We start from the raw sequence: 23,101 nt of genomic DNA on the forward strand, positions 1-23,101 counted from the left end.
GCTTCCGCTCCCGACCCGTAGGAGTGTAGCTCAGCTGGTAGAGCGTCGGTCTCCAAAACCGAATGCCGGGGGTTCGAGTCCCTCCACTCCTGCCATCGCCTTGCAGGCGAGCTGGAATTGAAGGGTCGGAAGCGGATTTGAGCGAGGCCAGGGCGCCGCCCCAGCGGAAGGGCGCCTGCGGCCTCTTGTGTTGTTGATGGAAGGTGTCGAGTTGGCGAGGACGGGCGAGACGGGTGGTGGATTCTTCCGCAACATCCCCGAATTCATCCAGCAGGTGCGGACCGAAACCGGCAAGGTTTCGTGGCCGACCCGCCGGGAAACGACCATGACCGCCGTGATGGTGCTCGTCATGACGACGATCCTCGCCCTGTTCTTCCTGGGCGTGGACAACGTCTTCAACTTCCTCGCGCAGGAACTGCTCAAGCTCGTCGGCTAAGGAATTTACATGTCGCGCTGGTACATCATCCACGCCTATTCGGGCTTCGAGAACAAGGTTAAGGATCAGATCCTCGCCGATGCCGCCCGCATGGGCCTCGAGCAGCTCGTCGAATCCGTCGAGGTGCCGACCGAGCAGGTCACCGAGGTCCGTCGCGGCAAGAAGGTCACCAACGATCACAAGCTGATGCCGGGCTATGTCCTGCTGCGCGGCTCGATGAACGACGACCTCTACCATCTCGTGCGCAACACACCGAAGGTCACGGGCTTCCTGGGTGTCGGTGGCCGTCCGCAGCCGATCAGCGACGCCGAGGCGGCGCGTATGCTCTCCAGCAAGGACGAGGCCGTCTCGGCCGCGCCCAAGCAGAAGATCAAGGTGGACTTCGACATCGGCGACAACGTCAAGGTGCTCGAAGGCCCGTTCGCCTCGTTCAACGGCCTGGTCGAAGAACTCGACTACGACCGCAGCCGCGTGAAGGTCGCCGTGTCGATCTTCGGCCGCGCCACCCCGGTGGAGCTGGAATTCGAGCAGGTCGAGCGCGTCAAGTAATTCAAGGTTTCCGGCGCCAAGCCGGGAAAGTCCGCGGGAGGCTCTTCGGGGCCGTCAGCACCGCTAAGCCATAGGAGGTTTCAATGGCGAAGAAGATTACCGGTTACATCAAACTGCAGGTCGCCGCCGGCGCCGCCAACCCGTCGCCGCCGATCGGCCCGGCGCTCGGTCAGCGCGGCGTCAACATCATGGAATTCTGCAAGGCGTTCAACGCCGCGACGGGCGATCTCGAGAAGGGTATGCCCATCCCGACGATCATCACCGTCTATGCGGATCGTTCCTTCTCCTTCATCACGAAGACGCCGCCGGCGACCTTCCTGATCAAGAAGGCGATCAACCTGAAGTCCGGCTCGAAGACGCCGGGCAAGGCGTCGGCCGGCAAGATCAAGCGCTCGCAGCTTGAGGAAATCGCCCAGGTCAAGATGAAGGACCTGAACGCCGCCTCGATCGAGGCCGCGACGAAGACGATCGAAGGCTCCGCCCGCGCGATGGGCCTCGAAGTGGTGGAGGGCTGATCCCATGGCCAAGCTGACCAAGAAGGCGAAGACCCTCGCCACCGCCATCGACCGTGACAAGCTGTACGGCGTCACCGAAGCCATCGCGCTCGCCAAGGCGAACGCCACCTCCAAGTTCGACGAGACCATCGAGGTCGCGGTGAACCTGGGCGTCGATCCGCGCCACGCCGACCAGATGGTCCGCGGCGTCGTGACCCTGCCGAAGGGCACCGGCAAGACCGTGCGCGTCGGCGTGTTCGCCCGTGGCGCCAAGGCCGAGGAAGCCAAGGCCGCCGGCGCCGACGTCGTCGGTGCGGAGGACCTGCTGGAGATCGTCCAGGGCGGCACCATCGAGTTCGAGCGCTGCATCGCGACCCCGGACATGATGGGCCTCGTCGGCCGTCTCGGTAAGGTGCTGGGCCCCAAGGGCCTGATGCCGAACCCGAAGCTCGGCACCGTGACGATGGACGTCGCCAAGGCCGTGGAAGCGGCCAAGGGCGGCCAGATCGAATATCGCGTCGAGAAGGCGGGCATCATCCACGCCGGTCTCGGCAAGGCGAGCTTCTCCGAAGCCGACCTGCGCGAGAATTTCGACGCGCTGCTGGACGCGCTGGTCAAGGCCAAGCCGTCGGGCGCCAAGGGCAAGTATGTGAAGAAGATCGCCGTCTCGTCCACCATGGGCGCCGGCATCAAGGTCGACACCGCCGAGGTCGCGGCCTGATCTTTCCGATCAGCTGAAACAGGAAGGGCCGGGAGCGATCCCGGCCCTTTTTGTTTGCGCCCAATCTCAGATCCGGAAAAATCCGTTCGTGCCGAGCGAAGTCGAGGTACGGGCTTCAAGCGCCGTGCCTGCGTCACGCCCCTCGACTTCGCTCGGGACGAGCGGCGTGGGAACAGCGGAACATTAATTTCCGGACAGGCACCCTGCCCCTGCATTGACCTTTTTCCTGAAACACAGTCGGATCGGTCCACCGCGACTTTTCGTGGGGGAGACACATGATGATCCGCACTCTCGCTGCCCTGTCCGTCACCGCCCTGATGGCGACCAGCCTCGTCGCCGCGCCCTGCAAGGACGCCAAGGGCAAGTTCACCAAATGCCCCCCGGCCGCCGCCGCGCCCGCCTTCAACAAGGACGCCAAGGGTCGCTGCCACGTCGCTTCCGGCCCCAAGAAGGGCCAGCTGATGAAGTGCCCGAAGTAAGCGCCCGACATTGATCGATTGACTTTCGGGGCGCGCCCGCTAAGAGCGCGCCCTTCGGGATGTCGCGAGACCTCCCGATGCCGTCCGAGACTGCAGCTGGGGTTTGCCCTTAATCGTGCTGCATAGGCGGGGAAGAGTTTTACCGGACAAGCCGTGTGATGGCGGGTTTCCGGGTCTGCCGCGCGAAGGGTCTTCGAACCCGCACCAGCGCGACCAGTCGACGATTTCCCACGGACGTTTGCCATGAGGCCGCAAGGCTTCGTGGTCGAACCCCGGTTGCCCGCGTTGGGCCGCCGGATACGTACGAAGTGGAGATTGGCATGGATCGCGATCAGAAGTCCGCGGCTGTTGCCGAGCTGAACCGCACTTTCACCGAGAGCGGCGTGGTGGTTGTCACCCGCAACCTCGGCCTCTCGGTCACGCAGGCGACTGCGCTCCGGGTGAAGATGCGTGATGCTGGCGCCAGCTACAAGGTTGCCAAGAACCGCCTCGCCCGCATCGCCGCCGAAGGCACGTCCTACACCTCGCTCAGCGATCTGCTGAAGGGGCCGACCGCGCTTTCGTCGTCCAAGGATCCGGTGGCGGCCGCCAAGGCCGTCGTCGAATTCGCGAAGACCACCGACAAGATCGAAATTGTCGGCGGCGCGATGGGGAACACCGTCCTCGACGTGAACGGCGTGAAGGCTCTGGCCGAACTGCCGTCGCTCGACGAGCTGCGTGCCAAGCTCGTGGGCCTTATCCAGGCTCCCGCGCAGAAGCTCGCCTCGGTCACGCAGGCCCCCGCCGCGCAGCTCGCGCGCGTGTTCGGCGCCTATGCGGCGAAGGACGCGGCCTGATCCTTCAGGCCCGAGACGTTCTGAACCTTATTTCGAAGACACATTGGGGCCGAAGCGCCCCGCACATGGAGACCTACAATGGCTGACCTGCAGAAGCTCGTTGACGACCTGTCCGCCCTGACCGTTCTCGAGGCCGCCGAGCTCTCGAAGCTGCTCGAAGAGAAGTGGGGCGTTTCGGCCGCCGCTGCGGTGGCGGTTGCCGCCCCGGCCGGCGGTGGCGCCGGTGCCCCGGCCGCCGAAGAGAAGACCGAGTTCGACGTCGTTCTCACCGGCGACGGTGGCAAGAAGATCAACGTCATCAAGGAAGTCCGCGCGATCACCGGCCTGGGCCTGACCGAGGCGAAGGCCCTGGTCGAGGGCGCGCCGAAGGCCGTCAAGGAAGGCGTGAACAAGGACGAGGCCGAGAAGATCAAGAAGCAGCTCGAGGAAGCCGGCGCGACCGTCGAGCTGAAGTAATCCGGCGCGTCCTCACGGACGCACCGGCCTTCAGAGCCAAACAGGAGGGGCGGCCCGGCAACGGGTCGCCCCTTTTGCATGATATGTTGCTGGTCGGCAGCAATGCTGCACGGCCGACGCAATTGCCGATGCCACCGGCAATGCGCGGGAGAAACCCGAGACATGGCAGGGGGCCATGGTCCACCCATGGGTCCGAATCAATCGTCGAGGCTGGAAAGCCTCGCCTGCCTCGCCGCGCGTGTGCGCCTGCTCAGCGATGTCCACGAGCGGGGCTGCGACATGGGCATCCCCCTTCCCCTTGGGGCCAAACGCCTTCGCCGGATCGAGCGGATCGAGCAGGCCGGGCTGGTTTTCGTCCATATCCCCAAGGCGGCCGGCATGTCGGTGAGCGAGGCGCTGTACGGCCTGTGGGTGAAGCACGCCTCGATCCGCTGGCTCCACCGGGTGCAAGGCGGACGGCTGGCCGGGTTGCCGAGTTTCGCGATCCTGCGCCATCCGGCGGATCGTTTCCTGTCCGCCTATCGCTTCGCCCGCGCCGGGGGGAGCGCCCGCGCGGGCAACCATGTGTCGGAACCTTTCAACACGCTCTACCGCGCCTTCCGGTCGATCGACGATGCGCTGGATCACGTCGCGGGTGCCCGCAGCCCCTATGCGGTCGACCACATCTTCCGCCCCCAGCGCTGGTATGTGTCCGATCGCGCCGGGCGCATTGCGGTCGATCGCCTCGTGCGGATCAACGATATCGCGCGATTGACGATGATGGTGCCGGGATTTCCCGATCGCGCCATTCCCGTCATCAACCGGAGCGAGGGCGAGCCGATCGCGCTGACCGGCGCGCAGATGCGGCGGCTGCAGACGCTCTATGCCGGCGACTTCGCGCTTTGGGAGCAGCTTTGCGCCGGCGTCACCCCGGAAGCCGCCGGGCACCCGCCGGGCGTCCTGTCACCGCCATCGCTGGCGGCTGCCTGACCATCGGGGCAGAGAAACCCCTTTTCTTCTGCGCCCCGCGCATTATATAGCGCTTCCATCCGACATCACTGGCCGTTCGCTCGCTTGTACCATGCGCGTGTTCGGCCGTCCGCCAGAGCCTTCGGGACACGGCCCGCCTTGCGCAACGGGCCGCGACGAATGGAAGACTAAGGCGGGATCAAGAGTGCAGCAGTGCGGCCCCGACAGCCCGGGACCGCACTTTTTTGCGTGGCTCTCCCCGAGTCGCGCACCGGCTGCAGGGGGTGCTGCGAGGCGCCCCCGCGACGAGATTAATAGCGAGGACGAGACCAGGCATGGCCACCCAGCCCATCCCCCCGGCGATGATCGGCACCGCGAAGAAGCGGATCCGCAAGGTGTTCGGCGACATCCACGAAGTCATCCAGATGCCGAACCTGATCGAGGTTCAGCGCGAGAGCTACGAGCAGTTCCTGCGCTCCGATCCCTCGATCGGCTACGTCTCGGGCCTGGAGAAGACGCTGCGCAGCGTGTTCCCGATCCGCGATTTCGCCGGCACCGCCGAGCTGGATTTCGTCAACTACGAGCTCGAAGAGCCGAAGTATGACGTGGAAGAGTGCCGCCAGCGCGGCATCACCTACGCCGCGCCGATGCGCGTCACGCTGCGCCTGATCGTGTTCGAGGTGGATCCGGACACGGAGACCCGCTCGGTCCTCGATATCAAGGAGCAGGACGTCTACATGGGCGACATGCCGCTCATGACGTGGAACGGCACCTTCTTCATCAACGGCACCGAGCGCGTCATCGTCTCGCAGATGCACCGTTCGCCGGGCGTGCTGTTCGATCACGATCGCGGCAAGACCCATGCGTCGGGCAAGTATCTCTTCGCCGCCCGCGTGATTCCGTATCGTGGCTCGTGGCTCGATTTCGAGTTCGACGCCAAGGACATCGTCAACGTCCGTATCGACCGCAAGCGCAAGCTGCCGGTGACGACGCTGCTCTATGCGTTGGGCCTGAACGGCGAGGAAATCCTCAACACCTTCTACAAGACCGCGACCTATGTGCGCGGCGAAGGCGGCTGGAAGGTGCCCTTCCTGCCGGAGAACTGGCGCGGCCAGAAGCCGACGTACGACGTGATCGACGCCAAGACCGGCGAGGTCGTGTTCCCGGCCGGCACCAAGATCAGCCCCCGCGCCGCCAACAAGGCCGGCAAGGACGGCCTCGAGACGCTGCTCATCCCGACCGACGAGATCTTCGGCCGCTATTCGGCCTATGACCTCATCAACGAGGCGACCGGCGAGATCTACATCGAGGCCGGCGACGAGGTTACGGAAGAGAATCTGGCGAAGCTCGACGCCACCGGCCTCGAAGAGCTGGTGCTGCTCGACATCGACCATGTCTCGACCGGCGCCTGGATCCGCAACACGCTGAAGGCCGACAAGGTCGAGGAGCGCGATCATGCGCTCAGCGAGATCTATCGCGTCATGCGCCCCGGCGAGCCGCCGACGAAGGAGACCGCCGAGGCGCTGTTCGCCGGCCTGTTCTTCGATCCCGAGCGCTACGATCTCTCGGCCGTGGGCCGCGTGAAGCTCAACATGCGCCTCGACCTCGATGTCGAGGACACCGTGACGACGCTCCGCACCGAGGACATTCTCGAGGTCGTCAAGACGCTCGTGAACCTCAAGGACGGCAAGGGCGAGATCGACGACATCGACAATCTCGGCAATCGTCGTGTCCGCTCGGTCGGCGAGCTGCTGGAGAACCAGTATCGCGTCGGCCTGCTCCGCATGGAGCGCGCCGTGAAGGAGCGCATGTCGTCGGTCGACGTATCGACGGTCATGCCGAACGATCTGATCAACGCCAAGCCGGCGGTCGCCGCCGTGCGCGAATTCTTCGGCTCGTCGCAGCTGTCGCAGTTCATGGACCAGACCAACCCGCTCTCCGAAGTGACGCACAAGCGTCGCGTTTCGGCGCTCGGGCCGGGCGGCCTCACCCGCGAGCGCGCGGGCTTCGAGGTTCGCGACGTCCACCCGACGCATTATGGCCGCATCTGCCCGATCGAGACGCCGGAAGGCCCGAACATCGGCCTGATCAACTCGCTGGCGAGCTTCTCGCGCGTCAACAAGTACGGCTTCATCGAGACGCCGTACCGCAAGGTGATCGACAACAAGGTCACCAACGAGGTCGTGTACCTCTCCGCCATGGAGGAGGCCAAGCACACGATCGCGCAGGCGAACGCGGAAGTGAATGGCGACGGCACCTTCGTCGAGGATCTCATCTCGGCCCGCGAGGCCGGCGAGTTCCTGATGGCGCCGCGCGACCAGATCACGCTGATGGACGTCAGCCCGAAGCAGCTCGTCTCGGTCGCCGCATCGCTCATTCCGTTCCTGGAAAACGACGACGCCAACCGCGCGCTGATGGGCTCGAACATGCAGCGCCAGGCGGTGCCGCTCGTCCGTGCCGAGGCGCCGTTCGTCGGCACCGGCATGGAAGAGACCGTCGCCCGTGACTCGGGCGCCGCGATCGGCGCAAAGCGCACCGGCATCGTCGACCAGGTCGACGCCGGCCGCATCGTGATCCGCGCCACCGACGAGGTGGAGCCGGGCAAGTCGGGCGTCGACATCTACACGCTGATGAAGTTCCAGCGCTCCAACCAGTCGACCTGCATCAACCAGCGCCCGCTGGTGAAGGTGGGCGATCAGGTGCGCAAGGGCGACATCATCGCCGACGGCCCCTCCACCGAGTTCGGCGAGCTCGCGCTCGGCCGCAACGTCCTCGTCGCGTTCATGCCGTGGAACGGCTACAACTATGAGGACTCGATCCTCATCTCCGAGCGGATCGTGAAGGACGACGTCTTCACCTCGATCCACATCGAGGAGTTCGAGGTCATGGCCCGCGACACCAAGCTCGGGCCGGAAGACATCACCCGCGACATCCCGAACGTCGGCGAGGAGGCGCTTCGCAACCTCGACGAGGCGGGCATCGTCTATATCGGTGCCGAGATCGAGCCGGGCGACATCCTCGCCGGCAAGATCACGCCCAAGGGTGAATCGCCGATGACGCCGGAGGAAAAGCTCCTCCGCGCGATCTTCGGCGAGAAGGCCAGCGACGTGCGCGACACCTCGCTCCGCCTGCCGCCGGGCGTCTCGGGCACCGTCGTCGACGTGCGCGTGTTCAACCGCCACGGCGTCGACAAGGACGAGCGCGCGCTGGCGATCGAACGCGAGGAGATCGACCGTCTCGCCAAGGATCGCGAGGACGAGCGCGCCATTCTGAACCGCGCCACGTTCAGCCGCCTCCAGCCGATGCTCACCGGCCAGACCATCGTGTCGGCGCCGAAGGGCATCAAGAAGGGCGGCGAGATCACGACCGAGACGCTGCACGAGGTCGAGAAGCGCGAATGGTGGAAGTTCGCCGTCGCCGACGACAAGGTGCAGGCCGATCTCGAGGCCGTGAAGGCGCAGTATGACGATGCCGTCGGCGTGCTCCAGAAGCGCTACGAGGATCGCGTCGAGAAGCTGCAGCGCGGCGACGAGCTGCCGCCGGGCGTGCTCAAGATGGTCAAGGTCTTCGTCGCGGTGAAGCGCAAGCTGCAGCCGGGCGACAAGATGGCCGGCCGTCACGGCAACAAGGGCGTCATCTCGCGCATCCTGCCGAACGAGGACATGCCGTTCCTGGAGGACGGCACCCACGTCGACATCGTGCTGAACCCGCTGGGCGTGCCGTCGCGCATGAACGTCGGGCAGATCTTCGAGACGCACCTGGGCTGGGCTTCGCGCGGCCTGGGCAAGCAGATCACCGAGGCTCTGGAAGCATGGCGCGAGGCGAACCCCGATGCGCAGGCGGCGACCCCGCCGTCGGCCGTCGTCGATCGCCTGAAGGACGTCTATGGCGAGCAGTATCACGCCGATATCGAGAGCCGTTCGGCCGACGAGATCGTCGAGATGGCGGGCCTGCTGAAGAACGGCGTGCCGATGGCGACGCCGGTGTTCGACGGCGCCCGCGAGGCGGACGTGTCGGCGATGCTCACCAAGGCGGGCTACGACACCTCCGGCCAGTCGACGCTGTATGATGGCCGCACCGGCGACGCCTTCGATCGCAAGGTGACGGTGGGCTACATCTATATGCTGAAGCTGCACCACCTGGTCGACGACAAGATCCACGCGCGCTCGATCGGGCCTTACTCGCTCGTCACCCAGCAGCCGCTGGGCGGCAAGGCGCAGTTCGGCGGCCAGCGCTTCGGCGAGATGGAGGTGTGGGCGCTCCAGGCCTATGGCGCCGCCTACACGCTGCAGGAGATGCTGACGGTGAAGTCCGACGACGTGGTCGGCCGCACCAAGGTCTACGAGGCGATCGTCAAGGGCGACGACACGTTCGAGGCCGGCATCCCCGAGAGCTTCAACGTGCTCGTCAAGGAAATGCGCTCGCTGGGCCTCAACGTCGAACTCCTCAACGACGAGGACAAGGACGACGATCTGGCCGAGGCGGCGGAGTAACGGGACCTGCGAGCAGCGGTTTAGGAAACCGTTGCTCGCCTTCCCTCCCCGCCCTGAGTTTGACCCCTAGAGGGACTGAATTATGAACGAGATGACCAATTTCGCCAATCCGCTCGCGAAGCCGGAGACGTTCGATCAGATCAAGATCGGCATCGCCTCGCCCGAGCGCATCCGCTCCTGGTCGTTCGGCGAGATCAAGAAGCCGGAGACGATCAACTACCGCACGTTCAAGCCCGAGCGTGACGGCCTGTTTTGCGCGCGCATCTTCGGTCCGATCAAGGATTACGAGTGCCTGTGCGGCAAGTACAAGCGGATGAAGTACAAGGGCATCGTCTGCGAGAAGTGCGGCGTCGAGGTCACCGTCTCGAAGGTCCGCCGCGAGCGGATGGGCCATATCGAGCTGGCCGCCCCGGTCGCGCACATCTGGTTCCTGAAGAGCCTGCCCTCGCGCATTGGCCTGCTGCTCGACATGCAGCTCAAGCAGCTGGAGCGTATCCTCTATTTCGAGGCCTATGTGGTGATCGAGCCGGGCCTGACCCCGCTCGAAAAGTATCAGCTCCTCACCGAGGATGAGCTGCTGACCGCGCAGGACGAATATGGCGAGGACGCCTTCTCGGCCGGCATCGGCGCCGAGGCCGTGAAGCAGATGCTGATCGACCTCGACCTCGAGGGCGAGAAGACCGCGCTGATCGAAGAGCTGGCGGTCACCAAGTCCGAGCTGAAGCCCAAGAAGATCATCAAGCGCCTGAAGGTCGTCGAGAGCTTCCTGGAATCCGGCAACCGTCCGGAGTGGATGATCCTCGACGTCGTGCCGGTCATCCCGCCGGAACTGCGCCCGCTCGTGCCGCTCGACGGCGGCCGCTTCGCGACGTCGGATCTCAACGATCTGTATCGCCGCGTGATCAACCGCAACAACCGCCTCAAGCGCCTGATGGAGCTGCGCGCGCCGGACATCATCGTCCGCAACGAAAAGCGCATGCTGCAGGAGGCGGTTGACGCGCTGTTCGACAACGGCCGTCGCGGTCGCACCATCACCGGCGCCAACAAGCGTCCGCTGAAGTCGCTGTCCGACATGCTCAAGGGCAAGCAGGGCCGCTTCCGTCAGAACCTGCTCGGCAAGCGCGTCGATTATTCGGGCCGCTCGGTGATCGTGACCGGTCCGGAGCTGAAGCTGCACCAGTGCGGCCTGCCGAAGAAGATGGCGCTCGAGCTGTTCAAGCCGTTCATCTACGCCCGCCTCGACGCCAAGGGCCTGAGCATGACGCTCAAGCAGGCCAAGAAGTGGGTCGAGAAGGAGCGCAAGGAAGTCTGGGACATCCTGGACGAGGTGATCCGCGAGCATCCGGTGCTGCTGAACCGCGCGCCGACACTCCACCGCCTTGGCATCCAGGCGTTCGAGCCGGTGCTGATCGAGGGCAAGGCGATCCAGCTGCACCCGCTGGTCTGCTCGGCCTTCAACGCCGACTTCGACGGCGACCAGATGGCCGTGCACGTTCCGCTGTCACTGGAAGCGCAGCTGGAAGCGCGCGTGCTGATGATGTCGACCAACAACATCCTGTCGCCCGCGAACGGCAAGCCGATCATCGTGCCGTCTCAGGACATGGTGCTGGGCCTCTATTACCTCTCGCTCCAGAAGGAGAACGAGCCGGGTGAAGGCACGGTGCTGGCCGACATGACCGAGGTCCACCAGGCGCTGTTCAACAAGGCGGTGACGCTGCACACCAAGATCGTCTCGCGCATCCCGCAGACGGACGAGGACGGCAACCAGTACCTCAAGCGCTACGAGACGACGCCGGGCCGCATGCTGATCGGCGAGTGCCTGCCGAAGAGCCACAAGGTGCCCTTCGAGACGGTCAACCGCGTGCTGACCAAGAAGGACATCGGCGACGTCATCGACGAGGTCTATCGCCACACCGGCCAGAAGGACACGGTGCTGTTCGCCGACGCCATCATGGCGCTGGGCTTCCGCCACGCGTTCCAGGCCGGCATCTCCTTCGGCAAGGACGACATGGTCATCCCCGCCGCCAAGGATCCGCTGGTCGACGAGACCAAGCTGCTGGTGAAGGATTACGAGCAGCAGTATCAGGACGGCCTGATCACCCAGCAGGAAAAGTACAACAAGGTGATCGACGCCTGGTCGCGCTGCGGTGATCGCGTGGCGGCCGAGATGATGAAGGAGATCCAGGCGGTCAAGAAGACCGACGAGGGTCGCGAGAAGCCGATGAACGCCATCTACATGATGGCCCACTCCGGTGCCCGTGGTTCGGCGGCGCAGATCAAGCAGCTCGCCGGTATGCGCGGCCTCATGGCCAAGCCGTCGGGCGAGATCATCGAGACGCCGATCATCTCGAACTTCAAGGAAGGCCTGACCGTCCTTGAGTACTTCAACTCGACCCACGGCGCCCGCAAGGGTCTAGCCGACACCGCGCTCAAGACGGCGAACTCGGGCTACCTGACCCGCCGCCTCGTCGACGTGTCGCAGGATTGCGTGATCGTCGAGATCGATTGCGGCACCGAGCGGTCGCTGGAGATGAAGGCGATCGTCCAGGGCGGCGCCACCATCGCCTCGCTCGGCGAGCGTATCCTGGGTCGCACCACGGCCGAGGACATCGTCGATCCGAAGACCAACGAGATCGTCATCCCGGAGGGCACGCTGCTCGACGAGCCGATGATCGCGAAGATCGAGGCGGTCGCTCCGCAGGCCGTGCAGATCCGCTCGCCGCTGGTCTGCGAATCGATCGGCGGCGTCTGCGCCACCTGCTACGGGCGTGATCTCGCCCGCGGTACGCCGGTGAACATCGGCGAGGCGGTGGGCGTCATCGCCGCCCAGTCGATCGGCGAGCCGGGCACCCAGCTGACGATGCGGACCTTCCACATCGGTGGTGCTGCGCAGCTCAACGAAACCTCGAACCTCGAAGCGCCGACCGACGGCAAGATCGAGTATCGCGACATGCCCGTGATCGTCGACCCGCGTGGCCGCCGCATCGCGATGTCGCGCTCGGCCGAGCTGGCGATCGTCGACATGGACGGCCGCGAGCTTTCGACGCACCGCATCCCGTACGGCGCGCACCTGCTCTATGACGGTGGCCACATCGTCTCGAAGGGCGATCGCCTGGCGGAGTGGGATCCGTTCATGATGCCGGTGATCACCGAAAAGGGCGGCACGGTGAAGTATCAGGATCTCGTCGAGAACCAGACGCTCACCGAGCAGACCGACGAAGCGACCGGTATCGCGCAGAAGGTGGTGATCGAATATCGCGCCACCTCGCGGAAGGAGGATCTCCGTCCGCGTCTGACCCTGCTCGACGACAATTCGGGCGAGGCCGCGCGCTACATGCTGGCGCCGGGTGCGATGCTCTCGGTCGAGGACGGCCAGCAGGTGCAGGCGGGTGAGGTTCTCGCCCGTGTGTCGCGCGAAGCCGCCAAGACCCGCGACATCACCGGCGGTCTGCCGCGCGTCGCCGAGCTGTTCGAGGCGCGCAAGCCGAAGGAGAACGCGATCATCGCGAAGATCTCCGGTCGCGTCGAATTCGGCAAGGACTACAAGGCCAAGCGCAAGATCATCATCCGCCCGGATGATGGTTCGGAGCCGGTCGAGTATCTCGTGCCGAAGTCGAAGGTCATCGACGTGCAGGAGGGCGATCACGTTCGTCGTGGTGATAACCTGATCGGCGGCTCGCCCGATCCGCACGACATCCTCGAAGTGCTCGGCATCGAGCCGCTCGCGGCCTATCTCGTGTCGGAAATCCAGGAAGTGTATCGACTGCAGGGCGTGAAGATCAACGACAAGCATATCGAGACGATCGTTCGTCAGATGCTGCTCAAGGTCGAGATCACCAATGCGGGCGACACCACCTTCCTGGCCGGCGAGCAGGTCGAGAAGGAGGACATGGAAGCGGTCAACAAGAAGATGATCGAGGAAGGTCGCCAGCCCGCCGAGGGCAAGCCGATCCTGCTCGGCATCACCAAGGCGTCGCTGCAGACCCGCAGCTTCATCTCGGCCGCTTCGTTTCAGGAGACGACCCGCGTGCTCACCGAGGCTTCGGTGCAGGGCAAGATCGACAACCTGAACGGCCTCAAGGAAAACGTCATCGTCGGCCGCCTCATCCCGGCGGGCACCGGCGCGGGCATGAACCGCATGCGCGTGGCGGCCTCCTCGCGCGACGCGGCGCTGCGTGCCCAGCAGAAGGCGTTCGAGGTGGCGATCGCCGCCCCGTCGTCGGCCGCCGAGGAGCATGATGCGGAGCTGAAGCGCTCGGCGCGCGAAAGCGCCGGCACCGGCGACGATCCGCTGGGTGAAGTGGCCATGTCCGGCCACGGCACCGATGAGGATGCGGGCGATTACCTGAACAGCTGATCGCTCGGCCGTTCGGCGCCCCGCTGAACCGACAAAGCCCCTTCCGAGAGCGATCTCGGGAGGGGTTTTGTTTTGGCGCCCATATCGTCGCAGACGCCGATATCCATTCCAGATGCGCTTCGGCGAGGTCCGGTGGCTATCGCCGAATGGCCGTTCGTCGACCTCGTCTACCCCCGAATATCACGCGCCTTGCCTTAAGCATGATTATGCGACGCCGCGAGCAGCGCTAATCCAGGTTAGAAACGAGCGAGCGGGGGCGCTTGGCATGGATGAGGTGCACGCGCGTCAGCATCATCTAACGCTGGACGCCATGCGCGGCGTCGCCGCGCTGGGGGTGGTGTGGTTCCATCTTCACTTCGTCGTCGGATATGATTCTGCGGGTCCGCTCGCCGTGGATTTTTTCTTCCTGTTGAGCGGTTTCGTCGTCGCCGGCGCCTACGATGATCGGCTCGACAAGAATCTGGACATGATCAGTTTCAGCCGGAAGCGCCTCTTGCGCATGTATCCTCTTTTCCTGGCGGGGCTTTGTCTCTCGCTTGCGGTCCAGGAGGTGCTGATCGCGACGGGCTTCAGCAGGTTGGACCAGAAGGATACCCTGCTGTCCTTCCTGGTCGAGATGGTCTGGCTTCCGTCACCTTTCAATCGCGATGCCTTCACCTTTCCGCTCGATGGCCCGGCATGGTCGCTATCCTTCGAAATCCTGATCAACCTGCTGTTCGCATTGCTCCACCGCCACCTGACGAACCGCCGTCTGGCCCTGCTCAGCGTATCGGCCGGCTGCATGGTGGTAACGGCCGTCATGGTGCTCGGGACCGTGAATTTCGGCTGGTCATGGGCGACACTGCCCCTGGGATTGGCCCGCGTACTATTCTCGTTCCCGGCCGGTGTGCTGATGTGGCGGTACAGGAAGCGAATTCCGATCATCCTCGGTCGGATCCCGCCCTGGATGCTGCTTGCCGCGCTCGGCGCCGTACTCGTACTTCCGGAGACACGGGCCTCGGATATCCTGTTCCTGCTTTTCGGATCGCCGCTGCTCGTCGCGAGCGGTTTCAGAGGGAGCGATTTCCGGACCGGCGGTCTCTTCCGGTTCCTGGGCGATGCCTCCTATCCGCTCTACGCCCTGCACGGCCCCACGATCCTGCTGATCCAGGGGGTCGCCAAGCGCCTGCACCTCGGCGTCTTCGCCGTGCCGGTCGCGCTGGGATATGTCGTGGCGATGCTGTTCCTATCGAGAATTGTCGCATCGTCGGATCTGGCCGTGCGTCAGGCGCTGGGTCGTATGATGGATCGCGACGGACGGCCAGCAGGAAGATCGAGCGCGCTGATCTAGCATCCATCAGGCGATGCCCGCCCGATGGTCCGATCGTGTTTACCGGCTCCCCTTCGCTCCTCGTCTCTATTGCACGACCGTACAACCCCCGCCATCATCCCCCCTCGGGAGTTATCAAGACGGAGTCGGGGCACCATGCGCAACGCCATCATCGCCAGCCTGTTCGCAACCCTTCTGGCGAGCGCGGCCCCCGCCCTCCCCGCCCATCCGCAGGCGGAAAGCCAGGCGCTCGAACTCGCCAAGCAGGCGATCGCGCTGCGGTCCGTGCGCGGGCCGGGCAACAAGACGCCGGAGGTCGCAGCACTCTACAAGGCGGCGCTGGTCGCCGGCGGCTTCAAGGACAGCGACGTCACCATCACCCCGGTGGACGACACCGCCTATCTGATCGCCACCTGGCCGGGCAGCGATCCGTCGCTGAAACCGCTGGTCATCTCCGGCCACATGGATGTGGTGGAGGCCGATCCGAAGGACTGGACGCGCGATCCCTTCACGCCGATCGTCGAGAATGGCTATCTGTTCGGGCGCGGCGCCACCGACATGAAGCTCGACGGCACGCTTGCCATCGCCTCGCTGATCGAACTGAAGCGGGAGGGCTACAAGCCGAAGCGCACCATCGTCATCGAATTTTCCGGCGACGAGGAGACGGTGATGAAGACCAGCGCGATCATCGCGCAGAAGCTCTCCAACGCCGAACTGGTGCTCAACATCGACGGCGGCGGCGGCGCCTATGACGAGACGAGTGGCAAGCCCGAATATTTCACCTGGTCCGGCGCCGAGAAGGCCTATGCCGATTTCCAGCTGACCGTCACCAATCCGGGCGGCCACTCGTCCGAACCGCGGCCCGAAAACGCCATCGACCAGCTCGCCGCCGGCCTCGTCCGCATCGGCCAATATCATTTCAAGCCCGAGCTGAACGACCTGACCCGCCTATCGCTGATGCAGGAATCCAAATATGAGGATGCGCAGACGGGTGCTGCGATGCGTGCCTTTGTCGCCAATCCGGAGGACAAGGCCGCGATCGCGACGCTCACCGCCAATCCGGCGACGGTCGGCCGCATCGGCACCACCTGCGTCGCGACGATGATCGACGGCGGCCACGCGCAGAACGCCCTGCCCCAGCGCGCCACCGCCAACATCAACTGCCGCATCTTCCCCGGCCACCCCTTCCCCGAGATCATGGCCGAGTTGCAGCGCGTCGCCGCCGAGCCGGCGATCCAGTTCAAGGACGTGACCGAGGGTTCGGTCGCCACCCCGCCCTCGCCGCTGCGGCCGGATTTCGTGAAAGCGGTCGAGACCTCGATCCACAAGGTCTATCCGGGCGTGCCCGTGTTCCCCAGCCAGTCCTCGGGCGCCAGCGACAGCATGTGGTTCCGTCATGTCGGCGTGCCGAGCTACGGCGCCAGCCCGGTGTTCATCAAGGAATCGGAGGATTTCAGCCACGGCCTGAACGAGCGCACGCCGATCGCCAACATCCCGCCGGCGATCACCTACTATCTCTCGCTGATCCCGGCCCTGTCGAGCTGACGGCGCACGCAGTGAGGTTTGCCTTGACATATTGAACCATTTAGGTTATAAGTCGCCGCGTTCTTCAAACCCGAAGCGCACGGGAGCGAAGGACGGAACCGAGCCGCGACGCGTCAGCGCCGAGGCCCGGACGGCCGGCGCGGAGTCATCCGGTTAAAAGCCGAAGCTTCGCTGAAAAAACTGTAACCCCGGGACTGTCGTGACACCCTGCCAGGCCAACCGTGGGCAGGGGCTTCTGGTCCCGAACTCAAAGTCTGGACGCGGCTCCGGTTACGATCCGCACTTGCTTACCCCAAGCCGTCCAGCAACCGGGTGCCATTGGCAAAGGACGCGCCGGCCGTGACCTTCCCCCTGTCCTGATTCTACGGGGGACGTGTGCCTTCTCCAGATCCTCCCACTTGCGGGGAGGATTGAGGATGGCGGCTAACGCCCCACTTGCGGACATCCGTGGCAGGTGCCAACCTTCGACCCATGACTGGTGATTGGCTTTCTCGTCTTGAGGGGCACCTCGTTGGACGTCAGTGCGAGATCGGTCGCCGAGAGACTGGCTGGGTGGTCAACTTGGTCGGCGGTGGGGGCATTGCCCTTCCGATCCCATGGCGGATCGTTGCGGACGGCCGGATTGCATTCGCAAACGAGGATGACGGCCACAAGTTTGGCCTTCCAGCGCCCGTAGATGGCGAGGCCAAGGCGAACGACCTCATCGGATCACGCTTTATCACCGGCGCATCTGTAGATAGCCAGACGGCGGACCTAACGGTCCACTTTGGCAACGATTTACGACTCGATGCCTTCAACAACTCTTGCGGATATGAAGGATGGCACATCAGCCTACCGCCGGAGCGCGGAGGCATGTCTGTCGTCGCGATGGGTGGAGGGGACGTCGCGATCTTTTAATGACCGCTATCCACCAGCCCGTGCCGATCGCGCCCATCGTGGGCACCTCGAACTGCCACATAGCCGCCCGGCCGGTCTCGGACGGCAAATCCGCCGGGCCGTTGCCGCCCCAGTTGCGGTTGTCCCGAACGCCTGACATCAGTAGATGATGAGGCGCCAAACAAAGCTGATCTTGGTTTCTGTGATTGCCCTTCTGTGTCCCCTAGCGACGCTCCCGTTCTGGGGGATGGGTCCAGCGGTTTTTCTCGATTCGGAACGAATGGTAATATCGAGAACGCCGTCGCCCGACGGGAAGAAAGTCGCACAAGTTGAGCGGATAGTCGTGGGTAGCGTGCCTTCGATTGTCGTGATGGTTAGACCTCGGTGGATGCCGAACTGGTATCTCGCCGGCTGTGCAGCAGCGTCACATTATCGGGATGCCATGGCCCTCGTTGCTTGGACCGCCAACGATTCGATTGTAGTAACGCACTCGGACGATCAGCTTTTTTGGAACACTGGCTCTGCGCCCTTTCACAACGCTCCCTGCAATGGTTTGACTGTGACCTTCAAGAAGAAGGCATCGTTAGCTGCTCTTCCGCTAACCACCATTTCCCGTCATTGCGAGCGGAGCGAAGCAATCTACCCGTCGCAGTGGATCGCCACAGCGCTCCGCACCGCGCGATGGCGGACCGTCCCCCTTACGCCTCCTCCAGCGCCCCGCCGGTGCGCAGCCTTGCCACGTCGCGCATCGGCGGCAGGCCGAACAACCGGGCATATTCGCGGCTGAACTGGGACGCGCTCTCATAGCCCACCGCATAGGCGACGCGCGCGGCGTCGGCGGGCGTGGTGATCAGCCGGTGGCGGGCTTCCTGCAGGCGGATCTGCTTGTGATAGGCAAGCGGGCTCATCGCCGTCACCGCCTTGAAATGGCGGTGGAAGGACGAGACGCTCATTCGCGACAGCTCCGCGAGGTGATCGACGCGCAGCGGCGCCGTGTAATTCTGACGGATCCAGTCGATTGCGCGCCGCACGCGCGACAGGCGGCTGTCCGATCGCGCGATCTGGCGCAGGATCGGCCCCTGCGGCCCGCACAGCACGCGATAGAGGATCTCGCGCTCCAGCATCGGCGCCATCACCGGGATGTCGGCAGGCGTGTCGAGCAGGCGGGTCAGCCGCAGCAGCGGATCGATCAGCTCGGGCGTCATCGTGCTGAGGCTCACGCCCGCCTCGGTCGCCCCCTCGGTGCCGTGCGGCAGGTCGATCAGCAGACCCGCGATCGCCGCCGGATCGAGCGCCATCGCGATGACGCGATAGGGCTGTTCGGGGCAGGCCTGCATCACCTGCCCGATCACCGGCAGATCGACCGACGCGACGAGGAATTCGCCGGCATGATATTGGATCACGCGCTCGCCGATGATCACCCGCTTGGAACCCTGCAGGACGAAGCAGAGCATCGGCTGATACAGCCCGTGCGTGGGCGGCGTCGGCGCGGTGGACTGATGGACCACCAGCGGCAGACGCGCGGGCGTCGCGCGATCCGCATGGCGCGCGACGAGGCCGCGCATCTCCTCGATCATCGTCTCCATTGTGGGAAGATCGGCGCACGGCCCGTCGATGGCAAGGCCCCCGCCGTCGCGTTTGGCAGGATCGGGCAAGGATCGGGCAGCATCGGACGCTTCACCCCGTCGCCTCGCCCCTACCTTCGCGGCAGGCAAAAGGAGGCCTGTTCATGACCGATACCCTCGCTCCTGTTCGCTTCGGCGCGACGTCGACCACCGACGAGGTGCTCGACAGCATCGATCTCACCGGCAAGCGCGTACTCGTCACCGGCGTTTCGGCCGGTCTCGGTGTCGAGACGGCGCGCGTGCTGGTCGCGCACGGCGCGCATGTCGTCGGCGCCGCGCGCGATCTCGACAAGGCGCGCCGCGCCACCGCCGCGATCGACGGCCCCGGCAAGCTCGACTTCGTGGAATGTGACCTCGGCTCGCTCGCCAGCGTGCGCGCCTGCGCCGACGCACTCAACGCCAAGGGCGAGCAGTTCGATGTGATCATCGCAAACGCCGGCGTGATGGCGGTGCCCGAGAAGCGCGAGACCGCCGACGGTTTCGAGATGCAGTTCGGCACCAACCATCTCGGCCATTTCGTGCTGATCAACCGCATCGCTAAGCTGATCAAGGATGGCGGCCGGCTGGTGAACCTGTCGTCGGCGGGCCATCGCTATTCGGACGTCAATCTCGACGACCCGAATTTCGAGACGACCGAATATACGCCGTTCGGCGCTTATGGCCGCTCCAAGACGGCCAACATCCTGTTCGCCGTCGAGTTCGACCGGCGGCACCGGACACGCGGCGTGCGCGCCACCGCGCTCCACCCTGGCGGCATCCAGACTGAACTGGGCCGCCACATGAGCGAGGCCGAATTGCAGGCGCTGATCGACCAGATCAACGAATCGGGCCAGAGCTTCTCGTGGAAGACCATTCCGCAGGGTGCGGCGACCTCGGTCTGGGCCGGCTTCGTCGCCGACAAGGATGAGGTGGGCGGCCGCTATTGCGAGGATTGCCACGTCGCCGAGCTGAGCGAGGGCGAAGGCATCCGCGAGGGCGTGCAAGCCTATGCGGTCGATCCGGACAACGCCAAGGCGCTCTGGGCGAAGAGCGAGGAACTGGTCGGCGAGCGCTTCTGAGCGATCGCCGGATTACGCCGCCTTGGATGAGGCGGAGATAGCGAGGGCGGAAGGCGCGGCGAGACGATCGCAACGCCTTCCGCCCTTTCTGCGTTCATGGTGCATCGCCAACGCCGATGTGGCCTCTTGCATCTTTTCGTATCTAAGATATATCTAAGAACGACTCAGATAGGAGATAGTCACATCATGCGTTTTGGTTTTCACCATCGCGGTGGCCGCCACGGTCACCATCACAGCCATGAGGAATGGCACGCCATGCGCGGCGGCTTCGGCCGTGGGCGCGGTTTCGAGCATTTCATGGCGCACTTCGCGGAAGGCCGCGAAGGCCGTGGCGGCGGGCGTCGCCGGCTGTTCGATGGGGGCGAGTTGCGACTCGTTCTGCTCCGCCTGATCGGCGACATGCCGCGCCACGGCTACGACCTGATCCGCGCGATCGAGGAGCGAACCGGCGGCGTCTATGCCCCCAGCCCCGGCGTGGTCTATCCCTCGCTCACCATGCTGGGCGACATGGGCCAGATCGAGGAGCAGGCATCGGACGGCAACCGCAAGGTGTTCGCCGCCACCGCCGAGGGCCACCGGATCCTCACCGAGAAGGCCGAGGAGATCGCCGAGCTGATGGCCCGGCTCGACGGCATGGGCGAAGCGCGCGAGCGCACCGACAGCGCCTCCGTCCGCCGCGCAATGCACAATCTCAAGGCGGTCATCCTTCACAAGCTGGCCGATGCCGACGTCGAGACCATTCAGGAGGCCGTCGCCCTGATCGACGAGGCCGCCGGCAAGATCGAGCGGCTCTGATGATGACGCGGCTGGAGCTGCTGCGCCGCCGCCTCGGTCTGGACGGAACCACCCCGTCCGGGCCGGCCAGATCCGAACCCCGCCCGACGCCCGAACGGCGCGAGGGCGGCATGCCCCTTAGCGGACGAGGAATCTGCATCCATGAATGACACGACCATGCTCAGCACCACCGCCATCACCCCCACCGCCCATGCCAGCCGCTATTTGCAGCAGCTCGCCAAGCACTGGTCGCACAAGCTGGAGGTAGAGTTCACGCCGCTCCACGCCACCATCCGCTTCCCGAGCGGTGTCGTTGCGACGCTCGATGCCGGCGAGGAAGCCCTGACCTCCACGATCGAGGCGGCCGACGCCGAGACGCTGGAGCGGATGAAGCAGGTGGTGGCCGATCATCTCGATCGCTTCGCCTTCCGAGAGGCGCCGCTGCCCTTCCCCTGGTCCTGAGCCGGATTGCGACAAACCGACGACGAACGCCATTGCGCCCCCCGCCTGGTCACCGCACTATCGCGCGGTGTCCAGGAAACGGGGAGATAATGACGGCATGAGCGCGCGAAGTGAGGGCAAATTGCCCGATGGCGTCGATCGGCTGCATGGGGAAAAGCGCTCGACCGTGGTTTCGGACGAGCTCAACAAGCTGCTGACATTGCTGCGGGATTCGCTTCCCAAAGAGGCGACGATCAGCTTCCTGTTCGACGGCCGGCTGTCGGTGCGGATCGACGTGCGCCAGCTGGAGCAGGTGCTGGCGATCGAGATGGTGCTGCCCCAGCTGGGCGGCGGCATCTTCCACGACGTCCAGCGCGGGCAGGCGCCCAATCACAGCTTCATGCACCGCGTGACGGCGCGGGTCGATCGCTGACACGTTCACCCTCTCCCGCCAGGGGGAGGATCACAAGCTATTGCGGCCGCCGGCTGCCCGGCCACGGCACGCGCTGGAGGCCGGGCGTGCCGAAGCTGCCCCGTTCGCGCTGGCGCCCAATGCGTAGATACTGGTCGACCAGCGCCTGGTTGACCTTGTCCCACTCATAGGCACGGCTGGCGACGCGGCCGGCCTGGCCCGCCGCTTCGCGCTTGGCGGTGTCCTGCACGTAACTTCCAAGCGCGTCCGCGAAGAAATGGATCGCGCCTGGCCGCACCAGTTCGCCGGTCAACCCCGGTTCGACGAGGCTCTGGCTGCCGGTCGCGTCCGCCGCGATGACGGGCACGCCGGCTGCCATCGCTTCCAGCGTGACGTTGCCGAAGGTCTCCGTGACCGAGGGATTGAACAGCAGGTCCATCGAGGCGGCGGCACGCCCCAGATCGCGACCGCCCTGGAAACCCGCGAACACCGCGTTTTCCGGCAGACGCTTCTCGAACCAGTCGCGCGCCGGGCCATCGCCGACGATCAGCAGGCGGTGCTTTACGCCGCGGCGGACGAGCTGGTCCACCGTGTCGGCGAACACGTCCAGCCCCTTCTCCATCACGAGGCGGCCGATATAGCCGACCGCCACCTCGTCATCGGCGATGCCGAGCGAGCGGCGCCATTCCATGTCGCGCCGCTCGGGCGAGAAGATGTCGCGCTCGACGCCCCGCGACCAGATGCCGACATCGAAATTCATGCGCTGCTCGCGCAGCAGCTGCGCCATCGATTCGGACGGCGCGAAGATCGCGTCGCAGCGGCGGTAGAAGCGGCGCAGGCCCGCCTCGACCAGCCCCTCCATGAAGGCGAAGCCGTAATAGCGCGGGTAGGTCTCGAACCGGGTGTGGACCGACGCGACGACCGGCAGCTTGTTCTTGTGCGCGTGCCGGACGGCGGCATGACCCAGCACCTCCGGCGAGGCGACGTGCATCATGTTGGGGCCGAAGCGGTGCAGATCCTTCTTCACGCCGGGGGTGAGCAGGATCGGCGCGCGATATTCGGCGCGGCCAGGCAGCGGCACCGCCGGCACGCCGACCAGATCGCCGACATGATCGAAGGCCGGTCGCTTCACCTTGGGCGAATAGATCCGCACGGCAGCGCCCTGCCGCAGCAGGTATTCGACCAGCCGGTTGAGCGCCTGGTTGGCGCCGTCGCGCACATAATTGTAGTTGCCGGAGAACAGGGCAACGCGAAGGTCTTTCACGTCCATCGGCGGCTCATAGGCCGCGCGG

At 65.1% G+C, this 23,101-nt stretch carries 19 protein-coding genes and 1 tRNA gene; 18 read left to right on the forward strand and 2 right to left on the reverse strand.

Going from position 1 to position 23,101, the window contains the following annotated elements:
* The first annotated feature begins 19 nt into the window (after positions 1 to 19).
* The 14 genes from QGN17_RS09075 to QGN17_RS09140 all read left to right on the forward strand — a co-directional run bounded on the left by QGN17_RS09075 (position 20) and on the right by QGN17_RS09140 (position 17,520).
* Positions 20 to 95: transfer RNA gene (locus QGN17_RS09075), tRNA-Trp, on the forward strand.
* A gap of 116 nt (positions 96 to 211) precedes the next feature.
* Entirely contained in the window at positions 212 to 436 is a 225-nt protein-coding gene (gene secE / locus QGN17_RS09080) for a preprotein translocase subunit SecE (RefSeq protein ID WP_281044154.1), read from the forward strand.
* Between the two features lie 9 nt (positions 437 to 445).
* Positions 446 to 985: a transcription termination/antitermination protein NusG gene (gene nusG, locus QGN17_RS09085; RefSeq protein ID WP_281044155.1), complete on the forward strand. Its 540-nt coding sequence runs from the start codon at positions 446 to 448 to the stop codon at positions 983 to 985.
* Positions 986 to 1,068: 83 nt separating this feature from the next.
* On the forward strand, positions 1,069 to 1,500 hold the full coding sequence (gene rplK, locus QGN17_RS09090; protein ID WP_281044156.1) for a 50S ribosomal protein L11: 432 nt from the start codon (positions 1,069 to 1,071) through the stop codon (positions 1,498 to 1,500).
* A gap of 4 nt (positions 1,501 to 1,504) precedes the next feature.
* A complete protein-coding gene (gene rplA / locus QGN17_RS09095) occupies positions 1,505 to 2,200 on the forward strand; it encodes a 50S ribosomal protein L1 (protein ID WP_281044157.1) in 696 nt (231 codons plus the stop codon).
* A 278-nt stretch (positions 2,201 to 2,478) separates the two neighbouring features.
* Entirely contained in the window at positions 2,479 to 2,679 is a 201-nt protein-coding gene (locus QGN17_RS09100) for a hypothetical protein (protein WP_281044158.1), read from the forward strand.
* 320 nt (positions 2,680 to 2,999) lie between these two features.
* Positions 3,000 to 3,515 carry a 50S ribosomal protein L10 gene (gene rplJ / locus QGN17_RS09105; RefSeq protein WP_281044159.1) on the forward strand — a complete coding sequence of 172 codons (516 nt, stop codon included), beginning with the start codon at positions 3,000 to 3,002 and terminating at the stop codon, positions 3,513 to 3,515.
* A gap of 78 nt (positions 3,516 to 3,593) precedes the next feature.
* Complete coding sequence (gene rplL / locus QGN17_RS09110; RefSeq protein WP_281044160.1) at positions 3,594 to 3,971, forward strand: 50S ribosomal protein L7/L12; 378 nt, start codon at positions 3,594 to 3,596, stop codon at positions 3,969 to 3,971.
* Between the two features lie 186 nt (positions 3,972 to 4,157).
* Positions 4,158 to 4,940: a sulfotransferase family 2 domain-containing protein gene (locus QGN17_RS09115; RefSeq protein ID WP_281044161.1), complete on the forward strand. Its 783-nt coding sequence runs from the start codon at positions 4,158 to 4,160 to the stop codon at positions 4,938 to 4,940.
* Positions 4,941 to 5,254: 314 nt separating this feature from the next.
* On the forward strand, positions 5,255 to 9,412 hold the full coding sequence (gene rpoB / locus QGN17_RS09120; RefSeq protein WP_281044162.1) for a DNA-directed RNA polymerase subunit beta: 4,158 nt from the start codon (positions 5,255 to 5,257) through the stop codon (positions 9,410 to 9,412).
* Between the two features lie 82 nt (positions 9,413 to 9,494).
* A complete protein-coding gene (gene rpoC, locus QGN17_RS09125; RefSeq protein WP_281044163.1) occupies positions 9,495 to 13,769 on the forward strand; it encodes a DNA-directed RNA polymerase subunit beta' in 4,275 nt (1,424 codons plus the stop codon).
* A gap of 265 nt (positions 13,770 to 14,034) precedes the next feature.
* Entirely contained in the window at positions 14,035 to 15,099 is a 1,065-nt protein-coding gene (locus QGN17_RS09130; protein ID WP_281044164.1) for an acyltransferase family protein, read from the forward strand.
* A 135-nt stretch (positions 15,100 to 15,234) separates the two neighbouring features.
* Positions 15,235 to 16,623, forward strand: coding sequence for a M20/M25/M40 family metallo-hydrolase (locus tag QGN17_RS09135; protein WP_281044165.1), 1,389 nt, complete (start codon positions 15,235 to 15,237; stop codon positions 16,621 to 16,623).
* Between the two features lie 471 nt (positions 16,624 to 17,094).
* Complete coding sequence (locus QGN17_RS09140) at positions 17,095 to 17,520, forward strand: hypothetical protein (protein WP_281044166.1); 426 nt, start codon at positions 17,095 to 17,097, stop codon at positions 17,518 to 17,520.
* Between the two features lie 677 nt (positions 17,521 to 18,197).
* Here the strand turns inward: QGN17_RS09140 and QGN17_RS09145 are convergent.
* Entirely contained in the window at positions 18,198 to 19,085 is an 888-nt protein-coding gene (locus tag QGN17_RS09145; protein WP_281044167.1) for an AraC family transcriptional regulator, read from the reverse strand.
* Positions 19,086 to 19,228: 143 nt separating this feature from the next.
* Between QGN17_RS09145 and QGN17_RS09150 the strand changes: the two genes are divergently transcribed.
* The 4 genes from QGN17_RS09150 (at position 19,229) to QGN17_RS09165 (ending at position 21,830) form a co-directional block, all read left to right on the forward strand.
* Positions 19,229 to 20,182, forward strand: a complete 954-nt coding sequence (locus QGN17_RS09150; RefSeq protein ID WP_281044168.1) for an SDR family NAD(P)-dependent oxidoreductase — start codon at positions 19,229 to 19,231, stop codon at positions 20,180 to 20,182.
* A gap of 186 nt (positions 20,183 to 20,368) precedes the next feature.
* Entirely contained in the window at positions 20,369 to 20,977 is a 609-nt protein-coding gene (locus QGN17_RS09155) for a PadR family transcriptional regulator (RefSeq protein WP_281044169.1), read from the forward strand.
* 141 nt (positions 20,978 to 21,118) lie between these two features.
* Positions 21,119 to 21,418: a DUF2218 domain-containing protein gene (locus tag QGN17_RS09160; protein WP_281044170.1), complete on the forward strand. Its 300-nt coding sequence runs from the start codon at positions 21,119 to 21,121 to the stop codon at positions 21,416 to 21,418.
* Between the two features lie 97 nt (positions 21,419 to 21,515).
* On the forward strand, positions 21,516 to 21,830 hold the full coding sequence (locus QGN17_RS09165) for a hypothetical protein (RefSeq protein WP_281044171.1): 315 nt from the start codon (positions 21,516 to 21,518) through the stop codon (positions 21,828 to 21,830).
* A gap of 37 nt (positions 21,831 to 21,867) precedes the next feature.
* Here QGN17_RS09165 and QGN17_RS09170 read toward each other — a convergent pair whose 3' ends face one another.
* Complete coding sequence (locus QGN17_RS09170) at positions 21,868 to 23,079, reverse strand: glycosyltransferase family 4 protein (RefSeq protein ID WP_281044172.1); 1,212 nt, start codon at positions 23,077 to 23,079, stop codon at positions 21,868 to 21,870.
* Between the last annotated feature and the right edge of the window lie 22 nt (positions 23,080 to 23,101).

It is taken from the genome of Sphingomonas oryzagri (assembly GCF_029906645.1).
GTDB classification, from domain to species: domain Bacteria; phylum Pseudomonadota; class Alphaproteobacteria; order Sphingomonadales; family Sphingomonadaceae; genus Solisphingomonas; species Solisphingomonas oryzagri.